At 71.9% G+C, this 19227-nt stretch carries 18 protein-coding genes; 10 read left to right on the top strand and 8 right to left on the bottom strand.

The features are described 5' to 3' along the window. Positions 1–117 precede the first annotated feature (117 nt). Both AC1Q7O_RS10445 and AC1Q7O_RS10440 read right to left on the bottom strand, forming a co-directional pair. Entirely contained in the window at positions 118–363 is a 246-nt protein-coding gene (locus tag AC1Q7O_RS10445) for a DUF3297 family protein (RefSeq protein WP_492661492.1), read from the bottom strand. Between the two features lie 39 nt (positions 364–402). Then, positions 403–1947 (bottom strand): SH3 domain-containing protein, encoded by a 1545-nt coding sequence (locus AC1Q7O_RS10440; RefSeq protein WP_492661493.1) that lies wholly within the window; start codon positions 1945–1947, stop codon positions 403–405. Positions 1948–2024: 77 nt separating this feature from the next. Here AC1Q7O_RS10440 and AC1Q7O_RS10435 point away from each other — a divergent pair, with 77 nt between their 5' ends. The 7 genes from AC1Q7O_RS10435 to AC1Q7O_RS10405 all read left to right on the top strand — a co-directional run bounded on the left by AC1Q7O_RS10435 (position 2025) and on the right by AC1Q7O_RS10405 (position 9406). Then, entirely contained in the window at positions 2025–2561 is a 537-nt protein-coding gene (locus AC1Q7O_RS10435; RefSeq protein WP_492661494.1) for an ECF-type sigma factor, read from the top strand. 154 nt (positions 2562–2715) lie between these two features. Beyond that, the gene (locus AC1Q7O_RS10430) at positions 2716–5277 is read left to right on the top strand and encodes a serine/threonine-protein kinase (protein WP_492661495.1); all 2562 of its coding nucleotides are present in this window, start codon (positions 2716–2718) and stop codon (positions 5275–5277) included. Between the two features lie 10 nt (positions 5278–5287). Then, entirely contained in the window at positions 5288–5581 is a 294-nt protein-coding gene (locus AC1Q7O_RS10425) for a hypothetical protein (RefSeq protein ID WP_492661496.1), read from the top strand. 104 nt (positions 5582–5685) lie between these two features. Beyond that, the gene (locus AC1Q7O_RS10420; protein WP_492661497.1) at positions 5686–7095 is read left to right on the top strand and encodes a M16 family metallopeptidase; all 1410 of its coding nucleotides are present in this window, start codon (positions 5686–5688) and stop codon (positions 7093–7095) included. A 17-nt stretch (positions 7096–7112) separates the two neighbouring features. Next, positions 7113–8519, top strand: coding sequence for a M16 family metallopeptidase (locus AC1Q7O_RS10415; protein WP_492661498.1), 1407 nt, complete (start codon positions 7113–7115; stop codon positions 8517–8519). A gap of 76 nt (positions 8520–8595) precedes the next feature. Next, positions 8596–8964: a VOC family protein gene (locus AC1Q7O_RS10410; RefSeq protein ID WP_492661499.1), complete on the top strand. Its 369-nt coding sequence runs from the start codon at positions 8596–8598 to the stop codon at positions 8962–8964. 64 nt (positions 8965–9028) lie between these two features. Beyond that, a complete protein-coding gene (locus AC1Q7O_RS10405; protein WP_492661500.1) occupies positions 9029–9406 on the top strand; it encodes a hypothetical protein in 378 nt (125 codons plus the stop codon). 31 nt (positions 9407–9437) lie between these two features. Here AC1Q7O_RS10405 and AC1Q7O_RS10400 read toward each other — a convergent pair whose 3' ends face one another. The 5 genes from AC1Q7O_RS10400 to AC1Q7O_RS10380 form a co-directional block, all read right to left on the bottom strand. After that, positions 9438–10022 carry a hemerythrin domain-containing protein gene (locus tag AC1Q7O_RS10400; protein ID WP_492661501.1) on the bottom strand — a complete coding sequence of 195 codons (585 nt, stop codon included), beginning with the start codon at positions 10020–10022 and terminating at the stop codon, positions 9438–9440. 73 nt (positions 10023–10095) lie between these two features. After that, entirely contained in the window at positions 10096–11847 is a 1752-nt protein-coding gene (aceK, locus tag AC1Q7O_RS10395) for a bifunctional isocitrate dehydrogenase kinase/phosphatase (protein WP_492661502.1), read from the bottom strand. Positions 11848–11861: 14 nt separating this feature from the next. Beyond that, positions 11862–12539, bottom strand: a complete 678-nt coding sequence (gene can, locus AC1Q7O_RS10390) for a carbonate dehydratase (protein WP_492661503.1) — start codon at positions 12537–12539, stop codon at positions 11862–11864. 23 nt (positions 12540–12562) lie between these two features. Further along, the gene (locus tag AC1Q7O_RS10385; RefSeq protein WP_492661504.1) at positions 12563–13741 is read right to left on the bottom strand and encodes an isovaleryl-CoA dehydrogenase; all 1179 of its coding nucleotides are present in this window, start codon (positions 13739–13741) and stop codon (positions 12563–12565) included. 93 nt (positions 13742–13834) lie between these two features. Continuing rightward, positions 13835–14731: a LysR family transcriptional regulator gene (locus tag AC1Q7O_RS10380; protein ID WP_492661505.1), complete on the bottom strand. Its 897-nt coding sequence runs from the start codon at positions 14729–14731 to the stop codon at positions 13835–13837. A 110-nt stretch (positions 14732–14841) separates the two neighbouring features. Between AC1Q7O_RS10380 and AC1Q7O_RS10375 the strand changes: the two genes are divergently transcribed. The 3 genes from AC1Q7O_RS10375 (at position 14842) to AC1Q7O_RS10365 (ending at position 17238) form a co-directional block, all read left to right on the top strand. Next, positions 14842–15519, top strand: a complete 678-nt coding sequence (locus AC1Q7O_RS10375) for a Bax inhibitor-1/YccA family protein (protein WP_492661506.1) — start codon at positions 14842–14844, stop codon at positions 15517–15519. Positions 15520–15667: 148 nt separating this feature from the next. After that, on the top strand, positions 15668–16270 hold the full coding sequence (locus AC1Q7O_RS10370; RefSeq protein WP_492661507.1) for an exopolysaccharide biosynthesis protein: 603 nt from the start codon (positions 15668–15670) through the stop codon (positions 16268–16270). A 59-nt stretch (positions 16271–16329) separates the two neighbouring features. Beyond that, positions 16330–17238, top strand: coding sequence for a hypothetical protein (locus tag AC1Q7O_RS10365; protein WP_492661508.1), 909 nt, complete (start codon positions 16330–16332; stop codon positions 17236–17238). Here the strand turns inward: AC1Q7O_RS10365 and AC1Q7O_RS10360 are convergent. Then, on the bottom strand, positions 17235–19202 hold the full coding sequence (locus AC1Q7O_RS10360; protein WP_492661509.1) for an OPT family oligopeptide transporter: 1968 nt from the start codon (positions 19200–19202) through the stop codon (positions 17235–17237). The genes AC1Q7O_RS10365 and AC1Q7O_RS10360 overlap by 4 nt on opposite strands. Positions 19203–19227 lie beyond the last annotated feature (25 nt).

Below are 19227 nucleotides of genomic sequence, written 5' to 3'. Positions count from 1 at the left end.
TCCCAAGCCGGCCCGTCTGGCGATGTGCGAGCGGGGCACGCCCCGCGAGCATCGCCGTCCCCTCGGGGGACCGACCAGGCTCACGCGCGTTCAGCGCGGGCGAGCCTGGGCGAGGGGTCAACGATAGAACGCTTCGACAGAGCCCTTGAGCTTGATGCACAGCGGCCGGCCCTTGCGGTCCAGCGTCTTGCCGGCCGGCACCTTGACCCAGCCTTCGCTGATGCAGTATTCCTCGACGTCGTTGCGCTCCTTGCCGTTGAAGCGGATGCCGATGTCGTGCTCGAACACGGCGGCAACGTGGTGGGGGCTGCGCGGGTCGACGCTGAGGTGGTCGGGCAGTTCGGGGCGGGTGGCTTCGGACATGACGGAAACGGATCGGGTCAAAGAGCGTGATTGTCGGCCTCAGCAGCCGCAGCCGTACGAGAACGTGTCCACCGCCAGCAGCCGCCACCGGCCGGCCACGTTGGCCACCAGCAGGCGGTACCAGGCGTCGTCGTGCTGGGGCTCGTCGCCCAGGTGGCCCGGGCCGCGGCCGGTGGCCTGCAGCCAGGCCAGGTCGGCGATGCCGTCGCCATCCATGTCCACCGTGCGCCACTCGCCCGAGACGAAGCCGGTGGCGTCGCGGTCCAGCTTGAAGGCCTGGCGCGTCCAGCGCGCCGGGCCGGCCGGCAGCGGGCGCGAACTCCAGAACGTGAACAGCGTCATCGGCCCGGGCGTGGCCGGCCGCGTCAGCCCGTTGCGGCGGTACGTCGCCGCGTCGGTCTCGCCGCTGCTGAACCCGCCCACCCAGCCTTCGCACATGACGTCGGTCGTCGGGTCCCACGACAGGTTGGCGAACTGCGGGCGCACGGTCTCGTCGCGCAGCGCCTGGCTGGACAGCAGGGCGATGCGGTGCAGCGGCTGCGTCAGCCGCTCGATGCGCCCGCCGGGCAGCACGCTGCCGCGGTTGGGCGACCCCGGCTGCAGCGACTCGTGCAGCCACTGCACCTGGCCGCCGAAGCGGGCCGCCAGCGAGGGCACGGATTCCTGCGGACCGGCCAGGTCGGCATCGCTGCGCCACCACGACGGCGCCGCCGCCGGCAGCGCCGGCAACGCGCCCAGCAGGCCCGCCACGCGCCGCTGGCCATCGCCATCGAACCGCGAGCCGTACAGCTGCAGCGTGCCGGACATGCCGCCCCCCTCCCGCTGCACCGTCGCCCACTCGGGCCAGACCGCCGCCGGCTCCGCGGTGGGGACGACCTGCCCGGACAGCGTCGCCTTCATGCGCTCCAGCTGCTCGTCCGCGCCCTTGGGTGCGGCGTCGCCCTGCGCCTCGCGCTGCTGCGCAACCCGGCGCGCGTAGTGCGCCATCAGCTCCCAGCTCGGCGCAATCCAGAACGCCCGCGCGGGGTCGAAGTCGGGGTTGTCGGCGCCGCCCTGCGCCGGCTCGCTGATGCGCTGCCAGGCCAGCGGCGACGTCTGCAGATACCGGCAGGCGGTGTAGCCCGGCGTCGTGTCGCCGTCGACCCTCTGCACGGCGCAGTAGCCGTTGCCGGCGTTGTCGCCCGTCAGGCGCAGCGCCGTGTTCAGCGCCAGCCGGCCCAGCACGGCCGCGTCGGGCCGCGGCTCGGCGCGCAGCAGCAGATTGCTGCCGCCCACCCAGCGCCGGTCGGCCGGCACACCGCCCTCGCCGGCGCGCGGCGGCGCCACCGGTTGCTCACTCAGGTAGCGGCAGGCCGCGAACACCAGGCCGCTGCTGACCTCCACCATGCACCAGTCGCCACCGCCGACGTCGGGTGTCACCAGCCGCACGCGGCTGCCCTGCTGCAGACTGCCGACGATGGCGGCCGTGGGCGACGCCTCGGCGCGCAGCATGAGGCGGGTGGCCTGCACCCAGCGGTCGGCGGCGGCCGCGTGGGCCAGTGGCGCGAGCAGGGCCAGGCCCAGCGAGAAAAGCACTCGGTTCATCGCGCCATCATCCGGCATCTGCCGGTCACATCCTGGGGAGGGACAGCGCCGCGCCCCGGTGCCAGCATGCCTGCGACATGGCCTCCGACATCACGCTGCTGCTGCACCAGCTCTCGGCCGGCGACGCCGCCGCGCGCGACCGCCTCTACACGGCGCTGTACCCGGAGCTCAAGCGCCTGGCGCGCAGCCAGCTGGCCGGCCACGCGCCGATGACGCTGGAGCCCGCCGCGCTGATCCACGAGGTGTGGCTGAAGAGCGCGGGGCAGGAAGCGGCGCAGCACCGCGGCCAGTTCTTCGCGCATGCCAGCAAGGTCATGCGCAGCGTCATCGTGGACCACCTGCGCGAGCGCCACGCCGACAAGCGCGGCGGCGGCGCGCAGGTGACGCTGTCCACCACCGCGCTGGAGCAGCTGAGCTCCCCCGACGTGCTGAAGCTCGACGACGTGCTGCAGACGCTGGCGCGCGCCGACGAGCGCGCGCACCGCGTCGTGGAGATGCGCTTCTTCGGCGGGCTGGAGATGGAGGAGATCGCGCAGGCACTGGACGTCTCGCTGCCCACCGTCAAGCGCGACTGGCGCAAGGCGCGGGCCTTCCTCTTCGACGCGTTGACATGAGGCCCCTCGTCCGGTCTCGCCCTGCTGAACGCAGGCACGCCCAGCCGATCCCCCGAGGGGATGACGACGCCTGCGGCGTCGAGCCGCAAGCACGTCGCCCGACGGGCCGGCTCGGGAGCGGCCCAGCGCCCGGCCCGCATCGAACACTTGCCCCATGAACACGACCGACCACGCCGGCGCGCTGGCCGCCTTCGACGCGTGGCACGACGCGACGGCGCCCGAGCGCGAGGCGCTGCTGACGCGGCTGACACCCGCCCAGCGCGAGCGGCTGCAGGCCCTGCTCAACGCCGACCATGCCGCCGAGGCGCAGGACTTTCTCGCCGAGCCCGCGCAACTGCCCGCTGCCCCCGAGCTGGCCGGCCAGGTGCTGGGCGCGTGGACGCTGGTGGCGCCGCTGGGCAGCGGCGGCATGGGCGAGGTGTGGCGCGCGCGGCGCAGCGACGGTGCGCACGCCGGCGAGGCCGCCATCAAGCTGCTGCACAGCCCGTGGCGCGGCGAGGCGGCACGGGCGCGCTTTCGCCGCGAGGGCGAGCTGCTGGCCCGGCTGGCGCACCCGCACATCGCGCGGCTGCTGGACATCGGCGAGGCGCAGCTGGGCGGCCTGCCGGCGCGCTACCTGGTGCTGGAGCTGGTGGACGGCGAGCGCATCGACGCCTGGTGCGACGCGCGCGGGCTGGGCGAGGCGGCGCGGCTGCGGCTGTTCCTGCAAGTGTGCGACGCCGTGGCCCACGCGCACACGCGGCTGGTGGTGCACCGCGACCTCAAGCCCGGCAACATCCTCGTGACGCCCGACGGCGACGTGAAGCTGCTGGACTTCGGCGTCGCCAAGCTGCTGGCCGACGACGACACCGGGCCCGAGCTGACGCGCCAGGCCGCGGCCGGCCTGACGCCCGAGTACGCGGCGCCCGAGCAGCTGCGCGGCGAGCCCGTCAGCACCGCCACCGACGTATTCGCGCTGGGCCGGCTGCTGTGCCTGCTGCTGACCGGGCAGCGCCAGCCCACGCCCGCGCTGCGCGGCGAGGCGGCGCTCATCGCCGCGCGGGCGCTGAAGGAGCGCCCCGAGGACCGCTACGCCGGCGCCGGTGCGCTGGCCGACGACGTGCGCGCCTGGCTGGCACACCGGCCCATCGCCGCGCGCCCGGACTCGCTGGCCTACCGCAGCGCCAGGTTCGCGCGCCGCAACCGGCTGCAACTGGCGGCGCTGGGCCTGGTACTGGCCAGCCTCGTCGCCGGCGTGGCCGCCACCACCTGGCAGTGGCAGCAGGCGCGGCAGGAAGCCGAGCGCACGCGCCGCGTGCAGAGCGTGCTGACCGAGCTGCTGACGGGGCTGAGCCCCGACACGTCCGGCAGCGCCACCGTGCCCATGATCGAGCTGCTGCGCCGCAGCTGGGCCGAGGCGAAGGCGCGCCTGGCCGACGACCCCGCGCTGCTGGCCGACGTGGCCCGGCCGCTGGGCCTGCTGCTGGTGCAGAACGGCGACCTGGCGCAGGCGCGCGACGCGCTGCAGCTCAGCCGCGCCCAGGCGCTGCGCGACGGCCGCGGCCACACGCCCGAGCAGCGCGAGGTGGACTTCGAGCTGGCCACCGTGCTGCAGCGGCTGGGCGAACCACTGCAGGCGCAGGCGCTGCTGCGCGGGCTGGCGGCGTCGGGCAGCGACGACATCGAGCTGTTCGCGCGCGTCGCCCTCGGCGAGCTGGCGCTGGAGGCCGGCCAGCTCGCCGAGGCCCGCGCGCAGCTGACGCAGAGCGCCGAGAAAGCGCTGGCGCGGCATTCCGCCCAGCACCGCAGCTATGTGAAGGCGGCCGACCTGCTGGCCACCGTCGCCCGCGCCGAGGGCAAATGGGACGAGGCGCGCCAGTGGTTCGCCGCCGTCGCCGCGGCGACCGCGTCGGCCCGGCCCGTCGATGCCGCCGTCGCCCGTCTGTCGGCCGCCACGCTGGAGGTGGAGCTGGGCCGCTACGCCACGGCCGCACCGCTGCTGGCCGACGCCGTCGCGGCGCTGCAGCGGCTGCTGGGCGCCACGCACACGCAGACGCTGTATGCCCGCGCCTGGTGGGCGTCTGCGCTGTTCCACCACGGTGAGACGGAGGCCGCACTGGCCCAGTCCCGGCGCGCGCTGGCCGACGCGCACGCCGCGCCCGACCCCGACACGCCCCCGCTGCTGGCGCTGACGCTGGCGCGGCTGGCGCTGCGCGGCGGCCAGCCCGCCGCCGCCGAGGCACCGCTGCGCGCGGCCTGGGCCTACTTCTCGGCGCACCCGGGTGGCTCGTCCGCCTGGCGGGCGCAATTGCTGCAAGGTGAGGCCGAGCTGCGCCACGGCCGTGCGCAGCCTGCGCTGGACAGGCTGGACGCCGCCGAGGCCGCCGGTGGCGCGGACCCGGCAGACCACTGGCAGGGCCTGGCGCTGCAGGGCCTGGCACTGCTGGAACTGGGCCGGCTGGACGACGCGCGGCGCAAGCTGGCCGAAGCCGAGGCGGCCGCCGACCTGGGCCTGCCGCCCGCGCACCCCGACCGCCTGCGTGCGCAGGCGCTGGCCGCCGCGGCCGCGTGGGCCGCCGAGCCCGCGGCCCAGCGCCGCGCCCAGGCCGCGCTGGCACGCTACAGCCAGGCGCTGGACACCCGCGCCGATGCGGCCCGCGTGCGCGCCGAGCTGCAGGCCCTGTCCGCTTCCGCGCGCCCATCCCGGGCCGCCCTCCTCGCGCTGATGCGCTATTGAAAGGACTCCCATGCGCTGCTTCAACTCCCTGGCACTGGCCGTGCTGCTGGGCACCAGCCTGGCCGCCCAGGCCGGCGACGCCGCCCCGAAGGCTGCCACCACCCCGGCGGCCAAGGCCACCCCAGCCGCCAGCGCCACGGCCACCGGCGGCGCCGGCAACACCGGCGGCGCGCCCAAGACCGGCGGCTCCAACAGCGGCGTGGGTGACAGCAAGAGCACCAGCGGCCAGCAGATCAGCCCCAAGAAGCCCAAGTGCCCCGACCCGACCGTGGCCTGCCCGGCCGAGAAGGTCATCGGCAAGTAGGCACGCCCACCGGCGGCGGCGGGCATGCCGGGGTAACCCGGTGTGCCATGCGGCACCCTGCGAAAAACGGCGGACACTGCGCGCCGTTCCTCACAGGAGATCCCATGTTGACCACCACCCGCCGCGCGGTGCTGGGCGCCATCAGCGCCGCCACGCTCGCGCTTGCCCTCAGCCCCGCCGCCGCCGCGCCGGCCGCCGACCGCTGGCAGATCCCCGTCCACACGAAGCAGCTGGCCAACGGCCTGACCGTCGTCATCTCGCCCGACGCGAGCAGCCCCACCGTGGGCGTCAGCGTCGTCTACAAGGTCGGCATGCGGCTGGAGCCGAAGAACCGCACCGGCTTCGCGCACCTGTTCGAGCACCTGATGTTCCAGGGCACGCCCAAGGCGCCCAAGGGCGTGTTCGACCAGGTCATCACGTCCGGCGGCGGCAACAACAACGGCTCCACGCGGCCCGACTTCACCAACTACATCGAGACGGCGCCGTCCTCCGCGCTGGCGACCATGCTGTGGCTGGAGGCCGACCGCATGACGACGCTGGACTTCAACCCGACGACGCTGAAGAACCAGCAGGACGTCGTGAAGGAGGAGATCCGCGTCAACGTGCAGAACCAGCCCTACGGCGGCTTCATGTGGCTGGACATCGGCTACCTCGCCTTCGACAAGTGGGAGAACAACCACGACGGCTACGGCAGCTTCGTGGACCTGGAGAACGCGACGCTGGACGACGTGCGCGCCTTCCACCGCGACTTCTACGGCCCCAACAACGCCGTGCTGTCCATCGCCGGCGACGTGACGCCGGCCCAGGGCTTCGCGCTGGCCGAGAAGTACTTCGGCAAGATCCCGGCCCGCCCAACGCCCAAGCCCACCGACTTCCGCGAGGGCCTGAACACCCAGGAACGCCGCCTGACCCAGCCCGACAAGCTGGCCCAGGTGCCCGCCATCGCCGCGGCCTGGAAGCTGCCGGACCGCGGCAGCAAAGACCAGGCGCCCTTCGCCGTGCTGGGCCAGCTGCTGGCCGGCGGCGACGCGTCGCGGCTGTACCAGGGCCTCGTCAAGGGCCGCGAGCTGGCGCTGAACGTCAGCTCGCTGTACGGCCTCACCGGCGTGTGGGAGTACGACGGCCCCAGCCTCTTCACCGTGTTCGCGCTCTACAAGCCGACGACCGACGCCGACGCGCTGCTGGCCGGCATCGACGAGGAGGTGACGCGCATCGCCAAGGACGGCGTGGACGACACGACGCTGAAGAACCTCAAGACCGCGCTGCTGGCCGACTGGTACAACGACCTGGAGATGTTCCTGCGCCGTGCCGACCGGCTGGCCAAGCTGCAGGCGCTGTGGGGCGACGCGAACGTCGTCAACAAGGTGCCCGGCTGGATCGAGGCCGTGACCTCGGCCGACGTGCAGCGCGTCGCCGCCACCTACCTGACCCGCGCCAACCGCTCGGTCATCGACCGCAAGCCCGCCGCCATGCTGGCCGCGCCCGCCGCCGCCAAGCCGGCCTCGCAACCCTGATGCCCGGAGCCGCCGACATGAACAAGCTCTCCCTCATCGCCGCCGCCTGCGTGCTCGCCAGCGCCGCCCAGGCCGCCACCGTCACCCTGCCCGCCGAGCTGCCGCCGTTCGGCAAGGACAAGCCGCTGGCCGTGCCCAACATCACGCAGAAGACGCTGCCCAACGGGCTGCAGGTGTGGGTGGTGCCGCGCAGCGGCATCCCGCGCGTGGACTACGTGCTGGCCGTGCGCGGTGCCGGCTTCGGCGCCGACGCGGCCGACGCGCCCGGCCGCGCCAAGCTGCTGGCGGGCCTGCTGTCCGAAGGCACGAAGAAGCGGTCGTCCAAGGAGATCGCCGAGGCCGCGCAGGCCATGGGCGGCTCGCTGGGCGCCGGTGCGGCCAACGACGGCATCAGCGTCTACGGCAACGCGCTGGCCTCGCACGCCGGCGCCATGCTGCAGCTGCTGGCCGACGTGGCCCGCCAGCCGGCCTTCCCCGATGCCGAGGTGCAGCTGGCCAAGACCAACGCGCTGCAGGGCCTGAAGGCGGCCAGCACGCAGCCGGGCTTCCGCGCCGCCAAGGCACTGGACGGCGCCATCTACGGCGACCACGCCTACGGCCGCACGCAGGAGACCGCCGACGCGATCAACGCCGTGACGGCCGACGGCCTGCGTGCCGAGCATGCGCGGCGCTTCCGCCCGGACCGGGCGCTGCTGGTCATCACCGGCCGCATCGACGCCGCCGCGGCGCTGAAGCTCGCGCAGGCCAGCTTCGGCGACTGGCAGGCCAGCGGCGACGCGCTGCCCGAGCCGCCGCAACCGCGCGCCACCGCGCCGGCGCAGCGCCTGCTGCTGGAGCGCCCGGGCAGCGTGCAGGCCACGCTGCGCCTGGGCCGCCCCGGCATCGCCGCCAGCGGCGACGAGCAGGTGGCGCTGCGGCTGGCCAGCACCGTCATCGGCACCGGCTTCTCCAGCCGCCTGAACCAGAACCTGCGCGAGGAGAAGGGCTACACCTACGGCGCCCGCGCGGGCGGCGTGTCCTGGCGCGCCGGCGGCGCCATCACCGGCGGCGCCGACGTGCGCAACGAGGTGACGGCCGCCGCGATGACGGAGTACGTCAAGGAGTACGAGCGCCTGGGCAGCGAGCCGGTGCCCGACGCCGAGCTGGCGATGAACAAGCGCTACATGGCCGGCAGCTACCTCGTCAGCACGCAGCTGCAGGGCTCGGTGGGCCGCCAGCTCGCCGGCAACTGGCTGGTGGGCCTGCCCGCCGAGTTCCTCGGCAACTTCGTGCCGGCGCTGCAGAAGGTGACGGCGGCGCAGGTGCAGGCCGTTGGCAGGAAGTACTTCAACCCGGCCGAGCAGAGCTGGGTGGTGGTGGGCGACTCGGCCAAGATCGCCGAGCAGTTGAAGGGCTTCGGCGAGTTCACGACCGTCAAGCCTTGAGGCCGCGCGCGGGCTGCTGACACGCCATGTCAGCGCCCGCGCCGAGCATGGCGGTCCACCACACAGGGAGACCGCCATGCAACCCGACTGCCTCATCCTCTACGTGCACAGCCCCGCCGAGAGCGTGCTGTTCTACCGCTCGCTGCTGGGCCGCGAGCCCGTGGAGCAGAGCCCCAACTTCGCGATGTTCATGCTGAACGACCGCACCATGCTGGGCCTGTGGGCCGCGCACGACGTGCAGCCCGCCAGCGGCCAGCGCGGCGGCGGCGCGGAGATCGGCATCACCGTGGCCACCGACACCGAGGTGCAGGCCGCCTGCGCCGCGTGGAAGACGGCCGGCTGGCCCGTGCTGCAGGCGCCCACGACGATGGACTTCGGCTACACGGCCGTGACGGCCGACCCCGATGGCCACCGCGTGCGGGTGTTCCGGCCGACGCAGGGCTGATGGCGCCGTGCAGGTGTGTCGTTATATTCCGGCACCCTTTCCACGGAACTGCCCGATGACGACGATGCGCCTCGCGCTCCTGCCCCTGGGTCTGCTGCTGGCCGCCGCGCCGGCGCTGGCCCAGCGGGCCCCGGCCGACCTTCCGCCGGCCACCGCGCCCAGCACGGTGTGCAGCGGGCCGGCCCCGCAAATCCCCGCCGTCGACTGGCGCGGCAAGGCCAGCTATGCCGCGAAGGCGAAGGCCCAGGACGGCCGCGTCGTGGCCATCGAGGTCCGCCCGCTGACCGCCGGCATCGACCGGCGCTCGCAACGCGCGCTCGTGCAGGCCGTGTCCGAGTCGCTGCGCAGCGCCCGCTGCGAGCCGGGTGAGCATGTGTTCGAGCAGACCTTCTCGTTCGAGCTGCCCGCGGCCACCGAACCGGCATCGGCCGCGAGCCGCTGAGGCCACGCGCCCGGACGCAAGTTCAGCGCCTTCAGCGCGTGCGCCGCGGTTTGCTCTTGCCGCGCAGCTGCGCGCCGGCATCGGCGTTGCCCCGCGTGGCGGGCTTGTCAGCCGCCGGCCTAGCCGGCTTCACCAGGCCGGTCGCCTCGGACACGGCCACGGTCTGGAACTCCGCCGCGTAGTGCTTGCGCATGCGCACGATCTCGCGCTTGTACTTGCCGGCAAGCTGCGTCTTCTTCGCGTCGGACAGCAGCCGGCCGGCGACGTGGAAGAACTTGGACTCTTCTTCCTTCAGGTGGTGGCGCACCTTGAAGCTCAGCAGCTTGGCCGTGGCGATCCAGCCGTCCTGCTGCTTGTCGGGCACCGACAGGTCCTCCAGCAGTTCGTCCACCTGGTGGTGCTCGTGCAACGCGTGGCGCGACGCGTCCAGCCCGCCGTCCTCCATCAGCAGCGGCACGTAGAGGTGGCGCTCCTCGGCGGCCGCGTGCGCCATCAGTTCGACCTTGAGCTGCAGGAAGAGCAGCTGCCGCGCCGCCATGTCGCTGCGCGACGCGGTGAGCTTGCGGCACAGGTCGCGCTGCAGGTCGTGGCTTTCGCGGATGGCGTCGAAGATCATGGCGGCTCCCGAGCTGACGGTTCGGCGGCCATTCTGTTGGCCGGCCCGCGGGCCGCGTGTCGGACGGCGCCGCTTACGGCGCTCGCGAGAAGCGCCGCGCCGGGTCGTACGGGAACACGTCATGCACGTGCCCCGCGCGGATGCGCTGCTGCTGCGCCTGCCAGTAGCCGGCGTCCAGCAGGTCGGCGTGGTGGCGCATGAAGGCGTCGCGGACCTGCGGGTTGCCGAGCAGGAAGGGCGCGAAGGTCTCGGGGAACACATCGCGCGGCGCGACCGGCCACCAGACTTCGCCGGACATCTCCTCTTCCTCGTTCCTCGGTGCGGGCACGCGGCGGAAGCAGCAGTCGGTGAGGTACTCGATCTCGTCGTAGTCGTAGAACACGACCTTGCCGTGGCGGGTCACGCCGAAGTTCTTCCACAGCATGTCGCCGGGGAAGATGTTGGCGGCCACCAGGTCCTTGATCGCGTTGCCGTACTCGACGACGACGCGCTCCACCTGCGCCGGCGTGGCCTCCTGCAGGTAGAGGTTGAGCGGCACCATGCGGCGCTCGATGTAGACGTGGCGGATGACGAGGTCGTCGCCGCTCTCCTCCAGCAGGCTGGGGCAGAAGTGCCGCAGCTCGGCCAGCAGCTCGTCGCCGAAGCGCTGGCGCGGGAAGGCCACGCGCGTGTACTCCAGCGTGTCGGCCATGCGGCCCACGCGGTCGTGCGCCTTCACGAGGCGGTACTTGGCCTGCACCTGCTCGCGGGTGGTGTCCTTGGGCGGCGGGAAGAAGTCCTTGATGACCTTGAAGACGAAGGGATAGCTGGGCAGGTCGAACACCAGCATCACCATGCCCTTGATGCCGGGCGCGATGCGGAACTTGTCCGACGAATGCCGCAGGTGGGCGAGGAAGTCGCGGTAGAACAGCGCCTTGCCCTGCTTCTGCAGGCCCAGCGCCGCGTAGATCTCGGAGCGCGGCTTGCGCGGCATCAGCGCGCGCAGGAAGGCGACATAGGCGCTGGGCACCTCCATGTCGACGAGGAAGTAGGCGCGCGCGAAGCTGAACAGGCCCAGCAGGTCGTCCTCGCCGAACAGCGCCGTGTCAATGAAGAAGCGGCCGTCGTCGCGGCGCAGGATGGGCAGCGCGAAAGGCGTTTCGGTGAAGCCGTTGATGAGCCGGCCGACGACGTAGGCGCCCTTGTTGCGGAAGAACAGGCTGGACAGCACCTGCAGCTGGAAGTTGGCCCGCCAGCGGAACTCGCCCAACTGCGCCAGCACGGCCGCCAGCACGCGCTCGGCGTCGCGGAGCAGGTCGACGAACTCGCCGTGCAGCTGGAAGTTAGTGATGACGCGCTGCAGGGTGTCGCTCAACGTGTCGGGCGTCGGGTAGTAAGCGCGGTAGGTGGGCCGCGCGCCGGGCTCGTCGTTCTCGATGTGCTCGGTGGAGATGGCCGGCCGCACGAAGATGAAGTCGTTGCGGAAGTAGGCGTGGTGCAGCAGCCGCGTGCACACCGAGTTGAAGAAGGTCTCGGCCAGCTCGGGCTGGTGGTGGTCGGTCAGCAGCCCGATGTAGTGCAGCTTGACATGCTGCCAGACGTCCGGCGCCAGCGTGGCGGCCGCGAAGCGCTGGGCCAGCAGCGCCACCGTCTCGGCGACGCGGGTGTCGTAGAACGCGATGCGCAGCGCCTGCGCCTGCTGCTGGCCGGCCCAGTCGCCGCGCTCGAAGCGGGCCTTGGCCTCGCGCGACGTGGCGCGGAACAGCCGGTAGTGGTGGTCGAACCCGCCCAGCAGCGCCTGGGCGATGTCGAACGCGCGGGTGTCGGTGAGCTGCGTGGGGAACACGCGCCCGACTCTACTCAGGCCGGCGTGGCGTAGCGCGCCTTGACGTTGGCCAGCGCGCGCCGGTAGGCCGGGTCGACGTCGTCGGCGCGGCCCGCCGTCAGCGCCAGGTCTTCCAGCAGGCCGTTGTGCAGGCCGTAGACCCAGCCATGCACGACGACCTCCTGGCCGCGCGCCCAGGCGTCCTGCACGACGGTGGTGTGGCAGGCGTTGCGCGCCTGCTCCAGCACGTTCAGCTCGCACAGCGCATCCACGCGCTGCGCCTCGGGCACCGTGTAGAGCCACTCGCTGTGCATGTGGCGCACGTCCTGCACGTGGCGGATCCAGTTTTCCACCAGGCCCACGCGCAGGTCGTACAGCGCCGCCTTCACGCCACCGCAGTTGCTGTGGCCGACAACGATGATGTGCTTGACCTTCAGGTGGTCCACCGCGAACTGCATGACCGACAGCGCGTTCAGGTCGGAGTGCACGACGACGTTGGCGACGTTGCGGTGCACGAACAGCTCGCCCGGCAGCAGGTCCACCAGCTCGTTGGCCGGCACGCGGCTGTCGGCGCAGCCAATCCACAGGTACTGCGGCGTCTGCTGCTTCAGCAGCCGCGAGAAGAAGCCGGGCTCGCGCGACTCGGTCTCCGCGGCCCAGCGCTTGTTGTTGTCGAGCAGGTCCTGGAGTTCGTGGTTGGATGCGTTCGTCATCCGGGCATTTTCTCAGCCAGGAGTTACATCGTCTCCGCAAACAGCTCGCGGCCAATCAACATGCGCCGGATCTCGCTCGTGCCCGCGCCGATTTCGTAGAGCTTCGCGTCACGCCACAGCCGGCCCAGCGGGTACTCGTTGATGTAGCCGTTGCCGCCGAAGATCTGCACGCCTTCGCCGGCCATCCACGTGGCCTTCTCGGCCGTCCACAGGATGACGCTGGCGCAGTCCTTGCGCACCTGGCGCACGTGCTCAGCGCCCAGCATGTCGAGGTTCTTGGCCACCGTGTAGGCAAAGCTGCGCGCGGCCTGCAGCACGGTGTACATGTCGGCCACCTTGCCCTGGATGAGCTGGAACTCGCCGATGCTCTGGCCGAACTGCTTGCGGTCGTGGATGTACGGGATCACGTTGTCCATCACGCTCTGCATGATCCCGAGCGGCCCGCCGGTCAGCACGGCGCGCTCGTAATCCAGGCCCGACATCAGCACCTTCGCGCCGCCGTTCACGGCGCCCAGCACGTTCTCGGCCGGCACCTCGACGTTCTGGAACACCAGCTCGCCGGTGTGGCTGCCGCGCATGCCCAGCTTGTCGAGCTTCTGCGCGATGCTGAAGCCCTTCATGCCCTTCTCGATGAGGAAGGCCGTCACGCCGCGCGCGCCCAGTTCGGGCTCGGTCTTGGCGTAGACCACCAGCGTGTCGGCATCGGGGCCGTTGGTGATCCACATCTTGCTGCCGTTGAGCACGTAGACGCCGCCCTTGTCCTCGGCGCGCAGCTTCATGGAGAGGACGTCGGAGCCGGCGCCCGGCTCGCTCATCGCCAGCGCGCCGACATGCTCGCCGCTGATGAGCTTGGGCAGGTACTTGGCGCGCTGCGCATCGTTGCCGTTGCGCTTGATCTGGTTCACGCACAGGTTGCTGTGCGCGCCGTAGGACAGGCCCACCGACGCGCTGGCCCGGCTGATCTCCTCCATCGCCACCATGTGGGCCAGGTAGCCCATGTTGGCGCCGCCGTATTCCTCCGGCACGGTGATGCCCAGCACGCCCAGGTCGCCCATCTTGCGCCACAGGTCCATCGGGAACTGGTCGCTGCGGTCGATCTCGGCCGCGCGGGGCGCGATCTCCTCGTCGGCAAACGCGCGCACCGCGTCGCGCAGCGCGTCGATGTCTTCGCCGAGTTGGAAGTTCAGGCCGGGCAGATTCATGGGTCAGTCTCCAGTGCTGCCCGTCCGGCGCCCGGTTGTGCCAGGCCCGTCGGGCGGTTTAATTGACGTTAACGTCAACTGTAGCAAAGCAGCTCAACCGGTCGCGTCCGCCGGCTGCGGAAGCAGACGGCTGACCAGCGGGTGGACGATCTTCTTGTCGGTTCCCACCGCGTAGAAGGCCTCCTCCACGCCGGCGCAGTCGCCCACGCGTACCAGGCCGTCGCGCTGCACCAGCTTGTCGCTCATGACCGCCGCCGCCGGGAACACGCCCATGCCCGCGGCACCGAACGTGGCCAGCAGCGCGCTGTCCTCGAACTCGCCAGCCACCTTGGCGCGCACGCCGTGGCGCTCCAGCCAGTGGTCCAGCCGCACGCGCACGGCGGCATGGTCGGTGGGCAGCAGCAGCGGCACATCGGCCAGCGACGCGGGGAAGTTGCGCGCCGCCGCCTCGGCCCAGCGCGGCGCCGCGAACCACGCCATCGGCGAGCTGCCCAGCGCATGGCTGTAGACCCGCAGGTTGGGGTTGGGCGGCGCCGGGCGGTCGGCCAGCACCACGTCCAGCCGGTGCAGCGCCAGGTCGCCCAGCAGGTCGTCGAACTCGTCCTCGTGGCACAGCAGGCGCAGGTGCGGCGTGTCGATGATGGGCTGCAGCAGCCGCTGCACGACCAGCTTGGGCAGCCCGTCGGAAATGCCGACCGCCAGCCGCACCGCCGGCGCCGTCGACGCATCGCGCACGCGCTCGGGCAGCGTCTCGCCCAGCGAGAAGATCTGCTCCGACACCTCCAGCGCCGCCTGCCCCGCATCGGTCAGCGTCAGCCCGCGGCCGGCCGGCTTCAAGAGCGCCGCCCCCAGCGACTGCTCCAGCTCGCGCACCTGCGTGGACACGGTCTGCACCGACAACCCCAGCCGTTCGGCCGCCCGCGTCAGCCCGCCCTCCTTGGCGACGGCCCAGAAGTAGTAGAGATGGCGGTAGTTGAAGCTCATGCTCATTGGCGGCAACCCATCAAGTTATGCAGAAGAAATTCTTCGCCATTCTCTGCTTTTATTTGATGACTGACCTGCCTACCCTGCAGCCGTCTTTCTCTCACTGGAGGTCTGCCATGCAAACCCGCCCCACCGCCCTTGCCGTGCCCTACGGGACGGCCCTCGACCGCGGCACCGCACACCGCGTGCTGCGCAACACCTACGCGCTGCTGTCCATGACGCTGCTGTTCAGCGCCGCCGTGGCCGGCGCCGCCGTGGCGTTCAGCCTGCCTGCACCCGGCCTGATCCTGACACTGGTCGTCTATTTCGGCCTGCTGTTCGGCATCCACAAGCTGAAGAACAGCGGCGCCGCCGTGGGCCTGGTGTTCGCGCTGACCGGCTTCATGGGCTGGACGCTGGGCCCGCTGCTGACGCGCACGCTGGCGCTGCCGTCGGGCGGCCAGGCCGTCATGCTGGCGCTCGGTGCCACCGGCGCCGTGTTCCTGGCGCTGTCGGCCTACGCGACGACCACCAAGCGTGACCTGTCGTGGATGGGCGGCTTCCTGTTCGCCGGCATGATCGTCGCGCTGCTGGCCGGCCTGGCCGCGGTGTTCTTCCAGATCCCCGCGCTGGCGCTGACGGTCTCCGCCGTCGTCGCCCTGCTGTCGGCCGGCCTGATCCTGTACGAGACCCAGCAGATCGTGAACGGCGGCGAGAGCAACTACGTGCTGGCCACGGTCAGCCTGTTCGTCTCGATCTTCAACCTGTTCACCAGCCTGCTCAGCCTGTTCGGCTACGGCAGCTCGAACGACTGATGCCCCTCGTCCGGCCTCGCCTTGCTGAACGCGGGCGAATCCAGCCGGTCCCCCGTGGGGACGGCGATGCACGCGGCATCGAGCCGCGTGCACATCGCCGGACGGGCCGGCTTGGGAGCGGCCCTGCGCTCGACCCGGAGTTCGTGGCATGAACATCCGTGACCTGGCCTCCCGCCTGCGCGACACCGCCGGCCAACTGCCGCCAGGCCCCGTGCCGCTGGCGGCGCTGGCCGAGGCGCACGGCGGCGCCTGGCAGGCCAGCCTGCTGGTGCTGCTGGCGGCGCCCTGCCTGCTGCCCATCCCGGGCGTGGGCAGCCTGCTGAGCGTCGGCCTGGCGCTGCTGGGCCTGACGCTGTGGTGGCAGGCGCCCCACGCCGACCTGCCGGCGCGGCTGGGCCGTCTGAGCCTACCGCGCGAAGGTGCCTCGCGCGGCCTCGCGCTGCTGGCGCGCTTCTACGACCTCGTCCACGGCGTCACGCGCCCGCGGCTCACCGCGCTGGCGGGCCCGTCGGCGCGCTGGTGGCTGGGCCCGATGACGCTGGTCATGGCGCTGCTGATCTTCCTGCCCATCCCGTTCGGCAACCTGCTGCCGGCCGTGTCGCTGATGCTGGCCGGCGTGGCGCTGGCCGCGCGCGACGGCGTGCTGATGCTGGCCTCGCTGACGATGGGCGCCGGCGCGCTGGCCTCGTCGGCCGCGCTGCTGATGCTGGGCTGGCAGGCCGGCCTGGCGCTGCTGGGATTGAGCACCTGAGAGTCCGCCAGATCCGGCCTTAGCATCCGCCACCACAGAACACTGGGGGGCGGGCAGAGTTGAATGCTTCGACGGGTGACGACGCTCTGAGCCTCGCATCGGCGCAACTGGGCGTGGCGGCAGATGCCGATGCCTTCGCGGTTCGGCAGGCCTACGCGCGACTGCTGAAGCAGATCGACCCGGCCAGCGACATCGATGCGTTCCAGACGCTGCGCCGGGCCTACGAGCTGTGCCTGTGCGCCGCACAAGGTCGAACGCCGTCGGCGCGCCAGGCGGACTCGCCTGCACAACCGGCACCGCCATCAGCGTTCGACGCGCTCGCGCTGGACCGCGTCGACAGTGGCTCGCTGGCCGACGCGGCGTTGGGCACCCTGACCAGGCATCTGAACGACGGCGTTGCCGGTGTTGCGGATGCCGCCTCCGCGCTGCAGCACGTGCGCCAGGGGCTGATCAGCCTCGAAGCGGGCGTGCTGTTCGAACGCGGCGTCGCCGACCTGCTCGCGAGTGGGTGGCAGCCGGGTCATGAATTCCTGTTCGAAGCCGCACGCAACGCCTTCGGCTGGGCTGAGGACCGCAGCCGATTGAGCGCGCTGGGTGATGCCGGCGTAGTCCTGCGGGAGGCCTGCATCGAAGAGCAGGCTTTCTGCCGCCAAGCGCCCGACCTGCGTCACCGCCCGACCCGCCTCGTGCGCCGGCTGCGGAATCCCAGCCCGCCATCACCCACCTTGCTGCGCGACGAATTACCGCTGCTGAAGATGCTCGTCAGGCGCTACCCACATTGGCTGCATGTCGTCACGCCCATGGCCCATATCGAGCAATGGCTCGGCGGGCCACAAGCCCTGCAGACGCAGTTGGCGACCACCGAGCCTCTGCGGCACGAAGCACCTGCGGAACGCAGGCTCTCAGATTGGCAGATCATCGGCTTTCTGGCATGGCTGGCCTTCATGGCCTGGCACCACTTCGGCTAGCGCCCGAGCAACCAGCGATACAGACCCACGCCGATACCCGCGAAAGCCAGCAGCCCCAGCACCTGCCCCGCCGTCGCAAAGCCCTCGCCCACCAGCGCCAGCGGCGCGCCGTTGCCGGAGAACACGACGACGGCCGCGAGCAGCACGCCCAGCAGGCTCTCGCCGACGATGAGGCCGGAGGCCATCAGCACGCCCAGCTGCTTCGTCCCCTCGGGGTCGCGGCGGCGCTCGGCGGCGCGCTCGAACAGCCAGCCGGCCACGGCGCCGACGACGATGGTCAGCGTGCTGTTCAGCGGCAGGTAGATGCCCAGGCCCACGGCCAGCGGCGCCAGGTGCGCCTTGCCGCCGCTGCCGCGCTTCAGCAACTCGTCGATGACGATGCAGGCGCTGCCGATGGCTGCGCCGACGCCGATGAGCTGCCAGTCCAGGTCGCCCTGGATGACGCCGCGGGCCAGTGCCGAGATCAGCGCGGCCTGCGGGGCGGCCAGCGCCTTCTTCTCGTCGACGCCCGGCGCGCCGGCGAAGCCGTAGGCCTGGTTCAGCAGGTCCAGCACCGGCGGGATGACGATGGCACCGGCGACGACGCCGATGATGAGCGCCAGCTGCTGCCGCCACGGCGTGGCGTCGACGAGCTGGCCGGTCTTCAGGTCCTGCAGGTTGTCGTTGGAGATGGTGGCGACGGCGAACACGACCGCCGTGACGAACAGCGCGAAGGCCACCAGCGCCTGGCCGGTGGACGCCGGCAGCAGCGGCTTCACGACGAGCGCCAGCAGCAGCGACACGCCGATGACGACGAGGATGCCCACGCCCGACAGCGGGCTGTTGGACGAGCCGATCAGGCCGGCCATGTAGCCGCAGACGGCGGCGACGAAGAAGCTCATCAGCAGGATGTAGACGAGGCCGCCGACGACCAGCAGGCCCAGCTGCTCGCCCAGGCCCGCCGCGCCGGCGAAGCTGGACAGCATGACGCCGATGGGCAGCATGCAGGCCAGCGTGACGAGGCCCACGGTGCCCAGGGGGATGTCGCGCTCGTTGCGCGGCAGCGTGTCGGCCCGGCCGGCCTTGCGCACGCGTGCGGCCTGGGCGGCGGAGCGCAGGCCGGTGACGACCGGCCGGGCCAGCTTGACGAGCGTCCAGATCGCCGCGACGGCGATGCAACCGGCGCCGACGAAGCGCACCTTCTTGCTCCACGCGAACAGCGCCACGGCCTCGGCCGCGCCGTCCACGCCCTGCGTCAGCAGTGGCACGCCGCCCAGCCAGGCGATGCAGGCGCCGACGAGGATGGCGATGCCCACCCACAGCCCCACGAGGTGGCCCACGGCCAGCAGCGCAAAGCTGAAGTTCAGGTCGTACCCCGTGGTCCCGCCCTTCTCACCGGGCAGGCGGAAGTACTGCGCCAGGTTGGCCGCGAACAGCTGCGTCGCGACGACGACGCTGAAGCCCGCCGACACGACACCGCCCATGACGATGGCCGCCAGGCCGCGGCGGTTGCTGTCGCCGGCGTCGGTGGCGTGCCCGACCTTGAGCACCTCGGCGCAGGCCACGCCTTCCGGGTAGGGCAGCGGCGAGTTCGTGACGAGCGCGCGGCGCAGCGGGATGGAGTACATGACGCCCAGCACGCCGCCCAACGCGCACAGCGACGCCGACATCCAGTACGGAAAGCCCGTCCACCAGCCGATCATGACCAGGCCCGGCAGCACGAAGATGATGGACGACAGCGTGCCGGCGGACGACGCGATGGTCTGCACGATGTTGGTCTCGCCGATGGCGTTGCCCGCCGCGCGGCGCAGCAGCGCCATCGCGATGACGGCGGCCGGGATGGACGTCGCGAACGTCAGGCCGGCCTTCAGGCCGAAGTAGACGTTCGCGGCCGTGAAGACCAGCGTGATGAGGATGCCCAGCACGATGCCGCGCCAGGTCAGTTCGGTGCCCAGGTCGGGCGTGGTGGGCGATGGGGTGCTCATGCGTGTGCCGTGGACGCGCCGGATG

Source organism: Roseateles sp. GW823-FHT07B05, assembly GCF_058794515.1.
Note: the sequence above shows the minus strand (reverse complement) of the source record. Positions and strands in the feature narration are given on the sequence as shown.

Coding starts and splice junctions, on each gene's coding strand:
- AC1Q7O_RS10445 (WP_492661492.1), bottom strand. CDS start 363: ATGTCCGAAGCCACCCGCCCCGAACTGCCCGACCACCTCAGCGTCGAC.
- AC1Q7O_RS10440 (WP_492661493.1), bottom strand. CDS start 1,947: ATGAACCGAGTGCTTTTCTCGCTGGGCCTGGCCCTGCTCGCGCCACTG.
- AC1Q7O_RS10435 (WP_492661494.1), top strand. CDS start 2,025: ATGGCCTCCGACATCACGCTGCTGCTGCACCAGCTCTCGGCCGGCGAC.
- AC1Q7O_RS10430 (WP_492661495.1), top strand. CDS start 2,716: ATGAACACGACCGACCACGCCGGCGCGCTGGCCGCCTTCGACGCGTGG.
- AC1Q7O_RS10425 (WP_492661496.1), top strand. CDS start 5,288: ATGCGCTGCTTCAACTCCCTGGCACTGGCCGTGCTGCTGGGCACCAGC.
- AC1Q7O_RS10420 (WP_492661497.1), top strand. CDS start 5,686: ATGTTGACCACCACCCGCCGCGCGGTGCTGGGCGCCATCAGCGCCGCC.
- AC1Q7O_RS10415 (WP_492661498.1), top strand. CDS start 7,113: ATGAACAAGCTCTCCCTCATCGCCGCCGCCTGCGTGCTCGCCAGCGCC.
- AC1Q7O_RS10410 (WP_492661499.1), top strand. CDS start 8,596: ATGCAACCCGACTGCCTCATCCTCTACGTGCACAGCCCCGCCGAGAGC.
- AC1Q7O_RS10405 (WP_492661500.1), top strand. CDS start 9,029: ATGCGCCTCGCGCTCCTGCCCCTGGGTCTGCTGCTGGCCGCCGCGCCG.
- AC1Q7O_RS10400 (WP_492661501.1), bottom strand. CDS start 10,022: ATGATCTTCGACGCCATCCGCGAAAGCCACGACCTGCAGCGCGACCTG.
- can (WP_492661503.1), bottom strand. CDS start 12,539: ATGACGAACGCATCCAACCACGAACTCCAGGACCTGCTCGACAACAAC.
- AC1Q7O_RS10385 (WP_492661504.1), bottom strand. CDS start 13,741: ATGAATCTGCCCGGCCTGAACTTCCAACTCGGCGAAGACATCGACGCG.
- AC1Q7O_RS10380 (WP_492661505.1), bottom strand. CDS start 14,731: ATGAGCATGAGCTTCAACTACCGCCATCTCTACTACTTCTGGGCCGTC.
- AC1Q7O_RS10375 (WP_492661506.1), top strand. CDS start 14,842: ATGCAAACCCGCCCCACCGCCCTTGCCGTGCCCTACGGGACGGCCCTC.
- AC1Q7O_RS10370 (WP_492661507.1), top strand. CDS start 15,668: ATGAACATCCGTGACCTGGCCTCCCGCCTGCGCGACACCGCCGGCCAA.
- AC1Q7O_RS10360 (WP_492661509.1), bottom strand. CDS start 19,202: ATGAGCACCCCATCGCCCACCACGCCCGACCTGGGCACCGAACTGACC.